Genomic DNA, 13,407 nt, shown 5'->3' on the forward strand with positions numbered 1-13,407 from the left:
GGGCAGTATAAAGCATATGATCAAAAAGACAAATCTATTTCCTTTCACCCTACTGCTGGGAATAGCCCTGCTGGCATTTTCGTGCAGCACCAAAAGCGACGTGGATGCTTTTAAGGAGGCAAAGTATAGCCTGTCAGGTATAAATGAAGTGAAACTCAATGGTGTGAATGTGCTGAACAAGAAGCGGCCGGAGGATTTCTCATTCAGTGAGGCGGCCTTGCTTCTTTCGGCTTTCTCCGATAACAACCTGTCCGCTTACTCCAGCCTGGGGCTCAATGTGGAACTTGACGAAGGCAATCAGGATCGCAGTATGACCGTGACGAAACTGAAATGGCAGTTGCTGCTGGATGGCAAGCAAACGCTGAGCGGCATGGTAGACGAGCCTGTGGAGCTGCGGCATGGACTCAACACCCTGAATGTGCGCACCCCTATACTTATTGCTGAAGAGAATGGCAAACCTGGGTATAACAACCTGCTGCGCCTTGTGACCATGCTCTCTCAAAGCGACGGCACCAACCGACCGGATGTGGTACTGCAAATCAAACCGACCATTCAAACATCGGTAGGCCCGGTAGAAGTGCCAGCTTTTATAAACGTAAAAAATTAGAATACAATTAGTTAATATTTCAAAACGGACCGGTCTGCTGACCGGTCCGTTTTGGTTTTAAGAGGATTAGAGGGCATTCTGAGGCCTTTGGAGGCAGAAATGTAGTTTGTTTTAAAATTATTGTAACATTTGCAGCTGATGAACGTAAGTGGCACGCTCCTTGTTAAAATCACATCTGACAACCATTTGTAAGACCATTAAAACAGGAACGAACATGGAATTCGACGTAATTGAAGCAAAAGACCTACAGGCACTCGTAAACAGAGTACAGGACTACGTGAAAACAGGATGGGTGCTGAAAGGCGAGGTTTTTGAGAAAGACGGAAGCTATACCCAGGAGGTAGAGCGCCGTGTGGCCGAGCAGCAGAAGAGAACAGCAGCACGACAGAAAAGCTGGATTTCCTGGCCTGTCCTGAACAACTAATATTTTAGGGGCGGACTTGCAATTTTATAGTAAATTCGCCCTAAATGAAACCTATGAAACGCCACCTCTCCTTAATCTTTCTATTTGTCTGTGCACTGCAGGTATCCGCATTAGCTCAAAAAAAGGTGCTCGATCCACAGGTGCTGCTGCGCGACGTGCAGGTACTGTCCGCCGATTCAATGGCGGGCCGCTTAAGCGGTACGGAGGGCAACCGGATGGCGCAGGAGTACATTGAGAAGCGTTTCAACGAAATCGGGCTACAGGCTTATAACAACAGCTACCGCCATACCTTCCGCCTGGAGGGTAGGGGAGTTGTAGTAGAAGCAGCCGTGAACCTGATCGGCTTTATACCTGGCAAAACAGACAAAACGATCGTTCTGACGGCGCACTACGATCATGTGGGCGTACGTAAGGGCGAGATCTATAATGGAGCCGACGACAATGCCTCTGGCGTGGGAGCGCTGTTGGCCGCTGCCGCTTATTTCAAGAAAAACAAGCCTCACTATACCTTGATCTTCGCCGCACTCGATGGCGAAGAACTTGGTTTGCAGGGCGCCAATGCCTTTTTGGAGAACCCTCCGCTTGCGCTTGACCTGATTCAGCTAAATGTGAACATGGACATGCTCAGCCTCAACAACAAGGGCGAGATTTACGCCAGTGGCACTTACCATTATCCGGCTCTGTTACCGCTGCTGCAGCAGGTTAAAGCGAGGCCGCTGGCCAGGTTGCTAACAGGCCACGACCGGCCTGAGCAAGGTCAGGATGACTGGACCAGGCAATCGGATCATTACCAATTCCACAAGCGCCAGATCCCATTCATCTATTTTGGCGTTGAGGACCATCCGCATTACCACAAACCGACGGATGTGTATGAAAATATCAACCCCACCTTTTATCCGGATGCGGCCGCACTTGTAATCGATTTTGTTCAGTTGCTGAACAAAAAACGTCCATCTCTTCGCGCAAGTGCTTCAACCACTGAATCTTATTAACAGCAGCTGTCACCAATTCAACAGGTTGCACAACAAAGGAAGGTATAGCCCGGATTATATTATCATGGCTATATCATAATGTATTCATAAATTTTAATGATCCTTTCTTTTAGCCTTGCGTAGATAGGGGGAGCAGGCCCAACACAGCCCATATATAAGCTGCAAGCCACCCAAACCTTAATTGAGAAACCTGTCTAAAGCATGAGCAGGAGCAGATACTTCCTTCTATCACTATTTTCGATCGCCCTTACAGTTTGCACTACCGCCCAGGCGCAGGATAGTGCTATTCGCCGCATGGGTGTAAGCAAGATGCCGGAGCGCGGATTGGTCATTCAGGCTGGCATAGGATTTACCGCAGTGAAAAGCGACATATGCGGCAGCTTCGGGTGCAATGACATTGGACCCGCTTTCAGCATAGGAGCCTTGTTCAAGTACAATCCATTCTGGTCATTTAGTGGGGAAGTGGAATATCTTAAACTGGGAGCCTCTGAGAAAACTTATCAGGACAATATCACTTTTGAGTCGAGGGTGATTGAGGTGTCCGGGATGCTGGTGTACAATCTGATGGACAGTTACGCCGGTTCCAACAACTACCGCTCTACCCGTAAGCGCTTTGCCGTCCCTTTTGTAAAAGGTGGGGTGGGTTTTGTGTACTATACCCCCAGCTCTTATCCTACTAACAGAGCCCCCAACTCTGATATCACCTACGACCGCCTTCGTTCATATCCGGCCATAGCCGGGGTAATTCCGTTTGGTGGAGGTATACGCTTCCGTTTTTCCGATCAGTTCAGCGTGGCCCCCGAGGTAATGTATCAACTTACGACTACAGACTACCTCGACAACGTGACCCGTGTAGAGAACACCAAAGATCACTATGGCGTGGTATCTGTTAAACTGATGTACACCCCGATGCCCAAGAACGAGGTGTTCACCAGCAAGCGGCAGGGCGTAAACCCCTTTAAAAAGAAAAAATAAGCCTCGCCTTATTTGTCTGATCCCAGTCCTCGAACCTACAACACCTGCCTTCCCGTAGACAAAAAAGCCAGATGCGCTACTTTAAGGCGGTGTCCGGCTACATTTGCTATACCTACAATGCTATGAAAACAGAACAAAAAAGAAACCTGTGGCGGCTGGCGGCCGGAGCAGGCGCTTTGCTTGCAGCCCGTGCCATTAACCGCAAACTGAATGCCTACAGCTTCCGAAACAAGACGGTGCTGATAACGGGCGGCGCCCGTGGACTGGGCTTTGTGATGGGGCGCCAACTGGCTAAAGAAGGAGCCCGGCTGGTACTGTGCTCCCGCGACGAAATGCAGTTGGAGGACGCCCGCATGGAGCTGGCAGGCAATGGGGCCGATGTGATGGTGCTCCCCTGCGATGTAACACAGCAGGCGCAGGTAGAGCAGATGATCGAACGGGTACAGCAGGAGTTCGGGCAGATCGATGTGCTGATCAACAATGCGGGCATCATCACGGCAGGGCCACTGGAGGAGATGACCATTAAAGACTTTGAGGAGGCCATGCAGACACATTTCTGGGGACCCCTTTATACCACGCTGGCCGTGCTGCCTTCCATGAAAGCCCGAGGAGGCGGACGTATTCTCAACATTGCTTCCATTGGCGGAAAACTAGGCGTACCGCACCTGGTGCCTTACAGTGCGAGCAAGTTCGCCCTGGTCGGTTTATCGGAAGGATTGCGTGCTGAACTAAAGCAGTATAATATCACCGTTACCTGTGCATCGCCGGGCCTGATGCAGACCGGCAGCCCGCGTCATGCCAACGTCAAAGGGCAGCACGAAGAAGAATACACACTGTTTAAGATCGTCGACTCAAGCCCGCTCACTTCCATCAGTGCAGAGGATTCGGCCAAGTCGATTCTGGATGCCTGCCGGAATGGAGACGCCGAAGTGGTGACGTCTATACCCGCCAAGATCGGCGCCTTCATTCACGGGCTCTCACCGGAAACCACGACCGATGTATTTGCTGTGCTTAACCGCATGTTGCCCGGACCGACCGGAGAGCAGCGTGCCAAGAAGGGATACGAAAGTGAGACGCCGCTTTCCATGTCCGGCCTGACGGAGCGCACGCAGAAAGCTGCCTTCCGGAACAACGAACTGTAACAACTAACATTAACCTATACCTGATGGCAGGCTATACCCTGGCTTTGCCTATATTCGCCCTTATGGAAATCAAAAAGCGAGAAACAGCCTACGACGGCTACTTCAAGATTTATAAACTGACCGTTGCCCAGAATGGCCATACCTTCACGCGGGAGCAATTTGACCGGGGCACGGCTGTGGCTGCCATGGTGTATGACACAGAAAAACAGCGTTACATCCTGACCCGACAGTTTCGCGTTGGTTCTGAATCGGAGTTGGTGGAAGTGGTGGCAGGTATGGTGGACGAAGGCGAGCGCCCGGAAACCAGCATTGCCCGCGAAATAGAGGAAGAGATCGGCTACAGCGTAGACGGCCTGCAGCATCTGCATACCTTTTACTCATCGCCGGGTGGCACTACCGAGAAAGTGCTGCTGTATTACGCTGAAGTGTCGCACCAGCATGCCGAGGGCGGTGGGAAGGATGATGAACACGAGCACATTGAATTAGTAAGCTATACCCGTGATGAGCTTCTGGCAGAAAGCTTTGCCGATGCCAAGACGATTATTGCCCAGCAGTGGGTGCAGTTGCAGGGGTAGATTTAGCTGTACCGCAAACAAAAAGCGTCAGCCACCTTTCGGGGTAGCTGACGCTTTTTGTTTGTAGCATCTTATCTTACTTAACCGCTCCGGGCTTCAGTTTGTCGGCAAACACCTTTCTGAACTTGTCAACTTTCGGCCGAATCACAAAGCTGCAGTAAGGCTCGTGGCCGTGGGTGTTGAAGTAGTTCTTATGATAGTCCTCGGCCGGGTAGAATTCCTGCAATGGCTCGATGGTGGTCACGATCGGGTCATTGAAGGCACCGGAGGCATCGAGCTCTTTCAGGTATCTTTCGGCTTTTTCGCGCTGCTCGTCATCGTGGTAGAGCACGATGGAGCGGTACTGCGGTCCGATGTCATTGCCCTGTCTGTTCAGCGTGGTCGGGTCATGGGTTTTCCAGAACACTTCCAGCAGTTCGTCATAGCTTACAACAGCCGGATCGTAGGTGATTTGCAGCACTTCGGCGTGGCCGGTAGTGCCCGAGGTAACTTGCTTGTAGGTTGGGTTTTCCATGTGCCCGCCTGCGTAGCCCGACTCTACTTTCTGTACGCCTCCCAGGTCCTGAAACACTGCTTCCGTACACCAGAAGCATCCTCCTCCAAATGTCGCTTTTTCCATCTTTTTCGCTTTAAATATAGGTATAGGCAATCATGCCAAAGACTATTGGCTATACCTGTGCAAAGGTATAGGGCCTAAACCGAAAAGCCCTCGAATAGTTTTTAATTTCGCATGTTGCGCATAGTACTTTGGGCATCTGCGGCGCCCTCCAATGTCAGGTATTCGGCCTGCAAAGCCCTGATCTTAAGCTTGTCATTGTTCGAAATCTGGTTTTCCACCTGGCCGCGGCGCTGGTTCAGCTGCCCGTACACATTGTCCACGTAGTCCCAGTCGTGCTGCGTCCAGTTGCGGCGCTTGGCCCGGATCACCCCCATAAACGTGAGGTAGGCCTCTCGCATGTCCTGTGGCGCTATGTTTTCGATTTCCTTGAATTCGCGGAGCAACTGCTCTTCCCACTGGTCCAGCTCAGCGCGGTCGAGGGGTGTGTTCAGGCGTCTTTCCTGTCTGTTCTCCCAGCGTTCGTAACGCTCCTTCAGGCGGGCGTACTCTGCTTTGGAGTCGGCGGAAAGACTATCCAGGTTTTCCTCAATCTCAGCAGACCGTACCCGGAAGTCTTCTTTGATTCCCGGCATTTCGCGTTGGATGGCCGTGTCGCCACGCTCCACTTTCTCGTTCATCCAGCCGCGCAGTGACTCCAGACGCTCTCCTACAGTGCGGCCTGTGCGCTCCACGCGGGCGGTGTCAGCAGGCACGTCTACGGTTATTTCTTCTGTTTCCTGTGCGGTTCTGTTTCCTTCGCAGCTCCAGAGGAGCAGGGCTGTCAGTAAGCCAACTAGGTATGATGTTCTAATGTTAAGCATTTCTTTTTCAAAGTTTTAGGGTTGGTGTTTGTAAGGCGGTGCCTATACTTGCCATAATACGCAAAGCATGCTTACAAGATACTTATCAGGGGCTGACAGCCAGCAGCGGCTTGTCTTTGCTGATGCCATGCCCATATTGGTAATGTCCGTTTACGGTAACAGGGAGCTTGCCTCGTGCAGGTATTTTGCCGAACAGGAGTTTAGCCGCCGCTACCTGCGCATGCATGTGGGCCTGGTAAGCCAGTATGAGCACCCGGCTTTTGTGAATGTCCGGGAATTGGTTCAAGGTATAGGGGTTGTCAAACAGCGTCATGATGGACCGGTTGGAGCGGGCCAAGTCCGTCACAAATTCGATTGCCTCTTTGGAGTAGCCCAATCGGTTACTCGGCGCGACACTCGGCCCGTAAAGCCCTACCAGCACCAGGTCGTAGCCCTTCAACTTCTGCTTCATTTGCTTTACTTCTTTGGCATTGGCCTTCCGCGAGAGCACAAAGTCGGACTCGATGCGGGCATACTTGTTTACTTCACGCTGGAAAATACTGGGACGCACCACACCAAAAGAGAGCGTGGCGATGCGCTGCCGCTTTTTCTGTCGGATAGGCAGAAAGTTCTTGCGGTTGTTGAGCAGCGTCATGGCGGCTTCGGCCAGCGCATGGTTCGTGCTATCGGCTATACCTGGGTTTAGGTCTTCGTACAGGTTCTCAAGTTCAATGGGCTTATACCTGTCCAGGCCCACCCATGCTTTGGCAGCCAGCATTTTTTTACAGCGGCGGTCAATCTCCTCCTGTGAAATGTCACCCTGGGCAACAGCCAGCTGTATGGCCTGAATGGCTTTAGGTACGCTGTTAAGGCGCTCCAGCACATCATTGCCCGCTATCAAAGCACGTGCTTCTGCCTCGCCAGGGGGGAAGTACTTGGTGACGCCTTTCATTACCATGGCATCCGTGAAAACCAGTCCCTTGAACTCCAGCTGGTTTTTGAGCAGGTTGGTTACAATGGGCTTAGAGAGGGTGGAAGGCAGGTTCAGGGTTGTGTCGAGCTGCTCCATGTGCATGTGCGCCACCATAATGCCCCCGATGCCATGCTTGATCAACTCACGGAAAGGGTATAACTCCAGCGAGTCGAGGCGGGCGCGGTCATGTGGAATCACGGGCAGGTCGTAATGGGAGTCCACATCCGTGTCACCGTGGCCGGGAAAGTGCTTGGCCACTGCAATGATGCCGTTTTCCTGCATGCCACGCATGTAGGCCAGGCTCTTGGCTGTCACGTCCAGCTTGTCCTCCCCAAAGGCTCGGTAGCTGATGATAGGGTTCTGCGGGTTGTTGTTGATATCGGCTACCGGGGCGAAGTTCACGTGCATACCCAGTCGTTTAAACTCCTCTGCCACCTCAGCGCCCATGCGGTAAATGAGTCCGTTATCCTCTATAGCGCCCATCATCATCTGGAAAGGATACTGTACCGTGCTGTCCAGTCGCATGCCCACCCCGGTTTCAGCGTCCATCGAGATAAGGAGCGGCACTTTGGAGGCAGCTTGCAAGCGGTTGTTCAGGACGGCCTGCCGCACGGGCCCGCCCTGGAAGTAGATGATGCCGCCCACCTTATACCTTTTTACCAGGTTCATCACATCAGCCTCGTACTTGGGGCCTTTGTTTGAAAACGCCTCGATGATGATTAGCTGTGCGATGCGCTCTTCCGGACTCAGTGTCTTGAAGACAGAGTCTACCCAGGGAGAGGGATTCTCGATCGCCTCTATCAGGGAACCTGGTCGTGTGTAGGGGACTTCCTCCGGGAAAAACTCACGCTGCCCTTCTTCATCACGCGCATAGGCCGCCCTGCTGGTATCAGTGCTCTCGCAGGAGCCCAGCAGCAGGAGGCAGCACAGGAGGCTAAAATATAGTGCTGGGAGGCGGTTGGTTATCGGGTGAAGGGGCTTAGCTTGCATGGTACTCGTGATGAAATCACCTTTATTACTTCTCAATATTGGATTTGGTTTAAGACTATAGGCCTTATACGCTTTAGGTCATGGCCGAAATGGAACTGATACGGTATAGAACGTGAAAAGTACGGATATCGCATACGAATTCTGACGGACAGCCCGTATCTTGCTGCTGTGAAGTGTTATTTCCCCATCACCTGACTGTAGCCACGTACGTATAGCCTGACCACAACTAAAGGAGCCATTATACCTTTCACAGACACAGCCCTATGATGCAAACGACTCCTTTACAGAGCCAGGATCTGAAAGCCGAGAACGAGCGGTTTGCCTACAGTTTTCTGCCGGGTACTTTGTTTGTGGGGCTCATCTGGCTCGTGGCGCTGCTCTCATACCTTAACAATGTGAACCTGGCCTGGCTGGGCATTCATCCGCGCGACTTTCTGGGCCTGATCGGAGTGCTCCTGGGGCCGCTCATACACTCGGGACTCATTCACCTGCTTTCCAATTCGTTCCCGCTGGTGCTACTTTCGGGCTTCATCCTGTTCTTGCATCGGTCGGTTGCGCTGCGTGTGTTTGTGCTGGTCTATGTGCTAAGCGGTTTGTTCACCTGGTTTATCGGCCGGGAAGCTTACCATGTGGGGGCCAGCGGCGTGGTATATGGCCTGGCCGGCTTTCTGCTGTTCAACGGCATTGTGCGCCGCGACAGGGCCGGTCTGGCCGTTTCATTAGCTATCCTCTTTCTGTACAGCGGCTTGTTCTACGGCTTGTTTCCTTCTGAGGAGCGCATCTCGTGGGAGGGGCATCTGGGTGGACTGCTGGCAGGTATGGTAGCGGCCATTGTTTATGGGGATCATGTCGACAAGAAGAAGGCAGCTATACCTGCAGAACCACCGCTCAGCCAGCGTGAGCTGTCAGCGCAGCAACGTCACCAGAGTAGCACGCTTAACACGGCGCAGTATACCTGGCGCTATACCCTGGCCAGCGAGGAGCCAACTAAAAAGTATGATCAGAAAGCCCGGCTCAACATCAAAACAGGTATGCTGGAATCCTAACCTAGATGGTTTAACCTACGTCTAAACACTGAAACAAACACCTATGTCGCAAAATACAGCAACAGCGCAAAAAGATGTAAAACAAAGCAAATGGCCTTTGGCCGTAACAGCAGGGATTATCGCGTTGCTGGTGCTGTCTTATTTTATATTCCCCGATTTTCAGGCGAATATCAGAGAAGGCTGGGACGTGCTGACGAGTGGGGAGGAGGAGCGAATTTCCAAATGGGTAGAGCAGTTTGGCTTTTGGGGGCCGTTCTTTATTATTCTGGCAATGGTTGCGCAGATGTTTCTGCTGGTAGTAAATGTCGTGGCGTTGATGTTAGTGGCCATCATTGCCTATGGGCCGATCTGGGGTTCACTGATTGCAGTGGCTGCGGTGCTGGTCGCCTCTACCATCGGTTACCTGATTGGCCGTGGACTGGGTGAGGCAGGCGTACGCAAGATCATTGGGCAAAAGGCCGAAGATAAAGTCTGCGGATTCGTATCGGATTATGGCATTTGGGCTGTGATCATCGCGCGTATTTCTCCCTTCCTGTCTAACGACGCGGTTAGTTTCGTGGCTGGACTTACGAAGATGGGGTATATTAAATTTATAGGCGCCACCCTGGCAGGTATTACGCCGCTCACTATTTTGCTGGCCTGGCTCGGCGAAGATAACGACCGCCTGATGAACGGTCTGATTTGGGTGGGAGGTGTGAGCCTTGCGCTCTTTATTGGCTACGTGATCTACGACAAGTACTTTAAGAATAAGCATCGCCAAAACTAAGCAGCGTTCTATCAATTTTACCCAGCCAAACCGGCTTTGTAAATTACAATTTATATGCTCTTGAACTGCTCTAAATTCATAATTTCTATAACACAGCAATGATATGTTTTGAATTTTTATTATGAATTTTTAGTGATAATATTGTTTTTTTGTTTTGGGTAATCTTTCCGCTCATATCTCTGAATTTTGACTGAATTGCCTGTATAACTTGCTTTTTTAGATTTAAGACCACATGCTTTAACGATCCTATAACCTTCCATCATCTAAAACCTAATTTCTATACCTGCCGTTTAAGCGGTTTATTATTATAGAAATGATGTTTCACGAAATGGACTGAATATGTTTAGGGTCAAAATACTCGCAGTAGTGATTTCCATTTTTGTAACTTTTTTCGACGAAATGGCTATCCTGGAATCTGAAGATTCAAACCCTCCGAGCGAGGTAAAAGAGCAAGAACTGATATCACCCCGCCTCATAGAAAAAGTACAAGAATACCCTGATTACCCCGAATACCCTGAGACTTTTAACGTAACGGCTACGGTCTACTATCCTGAGAGAGGCCAAACCGACGGAAACCCCCTCATCACAGCCGACGGCTCCCGCATCAACCCCAAAAACCCTAAAAAACATCGCTGGATTGCCCTCTCACGCGACATGCTGACGCGATGGGGTGGCAATATTCATTACGGCGACACCGTGTGGGTGAGTGGCATTTCAGAAGACCTGGACGGACAGTACATTGTCCGAGACACCATGAACCGCCGCTTCCGTAACCGCATTGATATTTTAGTGGGCCGCAAGGACAACATCTATGGCAAGTGGGAGAATGTCAAAATTGCCAAATCCGAATTCCCGGATGAAAGTGAATTTGAGTTCCAGCCGAGCAACTTTGGCTTTGCGATGAGGAATTAAGTTTGTCTGATGCGCAGGTATAAGCCGAATTTACTAACTTCCGGCTTGTAAAAGCTGCCGATCTATGACAAGACAAGAAGCCTGCACCATACTGGAGCAAATGACGACCAGTGAAAGCCTGCTGCGCCACGCACGCACCGTGGAACTGGTAATGGAGGCCTATGCCAACAAGTTAGGGGAGAACGCCGATGAATGGGCCACAGCCGGCCTCCTGCACGACGCCGACTACCAAGCTTATCCGGATAAACACCCGAACGTGATCGTGGACTTATTGCGCGAGAAAGGCGAGGAGCGCATCGCCCATGCCATCTCAGCGCACTATACCCACTGGGGCGTGCCCTACGAGACTACCCTCGACAAAGCCCTGATTGCCTGCGACGAACTAACCGGATTTATCGTAGCCTGTGCGCAGGTGCGGCCTCAGCGGCTGGAGGGCTTAGGGGCAAAGTCGGTTATAAAGAAGTTAAAGACCAGCGGGTTTGCCGCTTCCGTCGACCGCGAAGAAGTGCGTATAGGCGCTGAGCTTTTCGGTGTGGACCTCAGAGAGCACATCGAATTCATCATCAGCGTGCTGCAAAAGCACCAGGCTGAGCTGCAACTCGAGCCGACTGAGCAAAACCAAGACTAGATTACGTAGATACGCTATAAGTCGTGCCGGTGCAGTTACTGTACCGGCACGACTTTTTTACGCCAGATAGTACTGAAGTGCCTCCAGGCCTTTGGCATTGTCCTCGGCCTCTACCACCTCGTCGATCACAAACTGAATCTCCTGTTCGCTCCAGTTCTCCTTCTCAGCGGCTTTCACAAATAGGTCGATGGCGGCATAGCGGTCGATGCCGGCAGGTACGTTCATTCTTACTTTCTTACGGATGTTCATGTAGCTTAACCTTTTGGCAAGATTACGCAGGGTTTTCCATAAAATCAATGGTGGAGCCGGCTTAAGAAATCAGGCTGTAGGGCCAATACTTAGACCATTTAGAGCATAAGATAGGATATTGGGGGTATTTTCTTGTCTAACCCTTTGCGAAAGCCTCCGTTACTAAAGGCTATACCTCTGTACGAACTGATAGCTTATGGAGAAGGAAATCTTTACAATAGATCAAATCGCTGAGTTGGATAACCTGACGATCATGCACCTGGCAGCGCCCATCATTGTGGCCTCCGTCCTGATTGAATGGTATGTGGGCGTAAAGAAGAAGCAGAACTATTATGAAAAGAAAGACTTTATGGCTGCGCTCTGGATCGGTGCGGGCAACGCCATCGTGGGAGCAAGTGTAAAGATCGTGCTTTTCACCGCCTCCATGATGATATACAATGCCGTACCGTGGGCAATTCCCAGGTCATGGTGGGGTTTTTTGGTCGGGTTTGTAGCAGTTGACTTTTTCAGGTACTGGGCACACCGTATCTCGCACGAGCAGCGGCTCTGGTGGGCGACGCATGTAACGCACCATTCATCCGAGAGAATGAACTTTGCGATCTCCCTCCGCACCAGCTGGACATCGCCCGTCAAGTTCCTGTTTTTCCTGCCCGTGCCATTTATGGGTTTTGATCCGTTCACATTCTTTGTATGTCATCAACTGGCCGTGCTATACCAGTTCTGGGTGCATACCGAACTAATCCGTAAGCTGCCCGCGCCGTTTGAGTATATTTTTGTTACCCCTTCGCATCACCGCGTCCACCATGGCTCTAATCCCAAGTACATTGATAAGAACTACGGATCCACTTTCATAATATGGGACAGGATGTTCGGTACTTTTCAGAAGGAAGAAGAGCGGCCAACCTACGGCCTCACAACGCCGGTCACATCCTACAATCCTTTCTACCTGGTATTTCATGAGTGGGTGGATATATGCAAAGACCTACGGTATGCCCGATCATTTCAGGAGGTGTGGGATATCCTGTTCAAACCGCCAGGTACTATTGTTACAGCCCACCAGCGCGAACATGCGGCATTGGCTAATGAGGAAGCGGAGTCGACCGAAGCGGCACCAATTCTGCAGGTAGCCTCTGCTATACCTGACGACCTGGAGCTGGAAGAGCAGTTGAGCCAGCCTGAGAACCGGCAGGTCGGGTGAAAATAAAAAAGCATGGCGGCTGCCATGCTTTTCTGCTCCTTATCGTAAAGTTTTAGTAGTTGTCGTACTGTTGGCCCGGACCCTGGCTGGGGTTGCTTCTGGCTTCGCGGGGCACACCCATCTTCTCTTCGCGGCGCGACTGGTACTGGGCAAACTGCTGCTCGGTGAGAATGTCTTTGATCTGGGAAAGTCTAGTCTGGCTGATCATGTCCATTTGCTGAGCCAGTTTAGGAGGATTCTCACGGTATTTTTTGCGGGCTGCTTCCGCAAACTTCATGCTGCTGCGGTTTATGTCCTTTAGCTCGGCGGCCTGTTTTGGGCTGAGGCGCAGGTTCTTCACCATGCCAGCCGTTATATCATCGGCACGCTGTTCCACTGTTTTGGGGGCACTCTGGGTGGTACCGGCCTTTTGGGCAGGCGCCTGCGCGACCACAGCGGTTGCGGCAAAGGCAAAAAGTAAGGTGGCAAGAACTGATTTTTTCATATCTCTTTTAAAGCTGATCATAGGTGCTTTCTTCTCTATCAAATACTG

General features: G+C 51.3%; 16 protein-coding genes. 11 read left to right on the plus strand and 5 right to left on the minus strand.

The annotated features are described in order from the left end of the window. The first annotated feature begins 16 nt into the window (after window positions 1-16). The 6 genes from C8E01_RS09990 to C8E01_RS10015 all read left to right on the plus strand — a co-directional run bounded on the left by C8E01_RS09990 (window position 17) and on the right by C8E01_RS10015 (window position 4,715). Window positions 17-607 (plus strand): hypothetical protein, encoded by a 591-nt coding sequence (locus tag C8E01_RS09990; RefSeq protein ID WP_116543214.1) that lies wholly within the window; start codon window positions 17-19, stop codon window positions 605-607. A 214-nt stretch (window positions 608-821) separates the two neighbouring features. Continuing rightward, the gene (locus tag C8E01_RS09995) at window positions 822-1,031 is read left to right on the plus strand and encodes a DUF1737 domain-containing protein (protein ID WP_116543215.1); all 210 of its coding nucleotides are present in this window, start codon (window positions 822-824) and stop codon (window positions 1,029-1,031) included. A gap of 53 nt (window positions 1,032-1,084) precedes the next feature. Then, the gene (locus C8E01_RS10000; RefSeq protein WP_116543216.1) at window positions 1,085-2,023 is read left to right on the plus strand and encodes a M28 family peptidase; all 939 of its coding nucleotides are present in this window, start codon (window positions 1,085-1,087) and stop codon (window positions 2,021-2,023) included. Window positions 2,024-2,224: 201 nt separating this feature from the next. After that, window positions 2,225-2,998, plus strand: coding sequence for an outer membrane beta-barrel protein (locus C8E01_RS10005; RefSeq protein ID WP_243409516.1), 774 nt, complete (start codon window positions 2,225-2,227; stop codon window positions 2,996-2,998). A 122-nt stretch (window positions 2,999-3,120) separates the two neighbouring features. Next, entirely contained in the window at window positions 3,121-4,140 is a 1,020-nt protein-coding gene (locus C8E01_RS10010) for an SDR family NAD(P)-dependent oxidoreductase (RefSeq protein ID WP_116543333.1), read from the plus strand. 23 nt (window positions 4,141-4,163) lie between these two features. Beyond that, window positions 4,164-4,715, plus strand: coding sequence for an NUDIX domain-containing protein (locus tag C8E01_RS10015; protein WP_243409517.1), 552 nt, complete (start codon window positions 4,164-4,166; stop codon window positions 4,713-4,715). A 76-nt stretch (window positions 4,716-4,791) separates the two neighbouring features. Here the strand turns inward: C8E01_RS10015 and msrA are convergent, their stop codons facing one another. From msrA to C8E01_RS10030, 3 genes are all read right to left on the minus strand, one after another. Beyond that, window positions 4,792-5,334, minus strand: coding sequence for a peptide-methionine (S)-S-oxide reductase MsrA (msrA, locus tag C8E01_RS10020; RefSeq protein WP_116543217.1), 543 nt, complete (start codon window positions 5,332-5,334; stop codon window positions 4,792-4,794). A 101-nt stretch (window positions 5,335-5,435) separates the two neighbouring features. Then, entirely contained in the window at window positions 5,436-6,134 is a 699-nt protein-coding gene (locus C8E01_RS10025; protein ID WP_116543218.1) for a hypothetical protein, read from the minus strand. Between the two features lie 85 nt (window positions 6,135-6,219). Further along, on the minus strand, window positions 6,220-8,112 hold the full coding sequence (locus C8E01_RS10030) for a glycoside hydrolase family 3 protein (protein WP_243409518.1): 1,893 nt from the start codon (window positions 8,110-8,112) through the stop codon (window positions 6,220-6,222). Between the two features lie 227 nt (window positions 8,113-8,339). On the opposite strand from C8E01_RS10030, the gene C8E01_RS10035 reads away from it, so the two are divergent. From C8E01_RS10035 to C8E01_RS10050, 4 genes are all read left to right on the plus strand, one after another. Beyond that, window positions 8,340-9,122 carry a rhomboid family intramembrane serine protease gene (locus C8E01_RS10035; RefSeq protein ID WP_116543219.1) on the plus strand — a complete coding sequence of 261 codons (783 nt, stop codon included), beginning with the start codon at window positions 8,340-8,342 and terminating at the stop codon, window positions 9,120-9,122. 43 nt (window positions 9,123-9,165) lie between these two features. Beyond that, entirely contained in the window at window positions 9,166-9,888 is a 723-nt protein-coding gene (locus C8E01_RS10040) for a TVP38/TMEM64 family protein (protein WP_116543220.1), read from the plus strand. Between the two features lie 399 nt (window positions 9,889-10,287). Beyond that, window positions 10,288-10,800, plus strand: a complete 513-nt coding sequence (locus tag C8E01_RS10045) for an RlpA-like double-psi beta-barrel domain-containing protein (RefSeq protein WP_116543336.1) — start codon at window positions 10,288-10,290, stop codon at window positions 10,798-10,800. Window positions 10,801-10,864: 64 nt separating this feature from the next. Continuing rightward, a complete protein-coding gene (locus C8E01_RS10050; RefSeq protein ID WP_116543221.1) occupies window positions 10,865-11,428 on the plus strand; it encodes an HD domain-containing protein in 564 nt (187 codons plus the stop codon). A gap of 57 nt (window positions 11,429-11,485) precedes the next feature. Here C8E01_RS10050 and C8E01_RS10055 read toward each other — a convergent pair whose 3' ends face one another. Continuing rightward, entirely contained in the window at window positions 11,486-11,677 is a 192-nt protein-coding gene (locus C8E01_RS10055) for a hypothetical protein (protein WP_116543222.1), read from the minus strand. A gap of 196 nt (window positions 11,678-11,873) precedes the next feature. Between C8E01_RS10055 and C8E01_RS10060 the strand changes: the two genes are divergently transcribed. Next, window positions 11,874-12,875 (plus strand): sterol desaturase family protein, encoded by a 1,002-nt coding sequence (locus C8E01_RS10060; RefSeq protein ID WP_116543223.1) that lies wholly within the window; start codon window positions 11,874-11,876, stop codon window positions 12,873-12,875. 52 nt (window positions 12,876-12,927) lie between these two features. Here C8E01_RS10060 and C8E01_RS10065 read toward each other — a convergent pair whose 3' ends face one another. After that, window positions 12,928-13,359 (minus strand): hypothetical protein, encoded by a 432-nt coding sequence (locus C8E01_RS10065; protein ID WP_243409519.1) that lies wholly within the window; start codon window positions 13,357-13,359, stop codon window positions 12,928-12,930. Window positions 13,360-13,407 lie beyond the last annotated feature (48 nt).

The organism is Pontibacter virosus (assembly GCF_003096355.1).
Lineage (GTDB): Bacteria > Bacteroidota > Bacteroidia > Cytophagales > Hymenobacteraceae > Pontibacter > Pontibacter virosus.

Excerpts from the sequence above, each read along its gene's own strand:
- C8E01_RS09990 (WP_116543214.1), top strand. The coding sequence starts at position 17 with ATGATCAAAAAGACAAATCTATTTCCTTTCACCCTACTGCTGGGAATA.
- C8E01_RS09995 (WP_116543215.1), top strand. The coding sequence starts at position 822 with ATGGAATTCGACGTAATTGAAGCAAAAGACCTACAGGCACTCGTAAAC.
- C8E01_RS10000 (WP_116543216.1), top strand. The coding sequence starts at position 1,085 with ATGAAACGCCACCTCTCCTTAATCTTTCTATTTGTCTGTGCACTGCAG.
- C8E01_RS10005 (WP_243409516.1), top strand. The coding sequence starts at position 2,225 with ATGAGCAGGAGCAGATACTTCCTTCTATCACTATTTTCGATCGCCCTT.
- C8E01_RS10010 (WP_116543333.1), top strand. The coding sequence starts at position 3,121 with ATGAAAACAGAACAAAAAAGAAACCTGTGGCGGCTGGCGGCCGGAGCA.
- C8E01_RS10015 (WP_243409517.1), top strand. The coding sequence starts at position 4,164 with ATGGCAGGCTATACCCTGGCTTTGCCTATATTCGCCCTTATGGAAATC.
- msrA (WP_116543217.1), bottom strand. The coding sequence starts at position 5,334 with ATGGAAAAAGCGACATTTGGAGGAGGATGCTTCTGGTGTACGGAAGCA.
- C8E01_RS10025 (WP_116543218.1), bottom strand. The coding sequence starts at position 6,134 with ATGCTTAACATTAGAACATCATACCTAGTTGGCTTACTGACAGCCCTG.
- C8E01_RS10035 (WP_116543219.1), top strand. The coding sequence starts at position 8,340 with ATGATGCAAACGACTCCTTTACAGAGCCAGGATCTGAAAGCCGAGAAC.
- C8E01_RS10040 (WP_116543220.1), top strand. The coding sequence starts at position 9,166 with ATGTCGCAAAATACAGCAACAGCGCAAAAAGATGTAAAACAAAGCAAA.
- C8E01_RS10045 (WP_116543336.1), top strand. The coding sequence starts at position 10,288 with ATGGCTATCCTGGAATCTGAAGATTCAAACCCTCCGAGCGAGGTAAAA.
- C8E01_RS10050 (WP_116543221.1), top strand. The coding sequence starts at position 10,865 with ATGACAAGACAAGAAGCCTGCACCATACTGGAGCAAATGACGACCAGT.
- C8E01_RS10055 (WP_116543222.1), bottom strand. The coding sequence starts at position 11,677 with ATGAACATCCGTAAGAAAGTAAGAATGAACGTACCTGCCGGCATCGAC.
- C8E01_RS10060 (WP_116543223.1), top strand. The coding sequence starts at position 11,874 with ATGGAGAAGGAAATCTTTACAATAGATCAAATCGCTGAGTTGGATAAC.
- C8E01_RS10065 (WP_243409519.1), bottom strand. The coding sequence starts at position 13,359 with ATGAAAAAATCAGTTCTTGCCACCTTACTTTTTGCCTTTGCCGCAACC.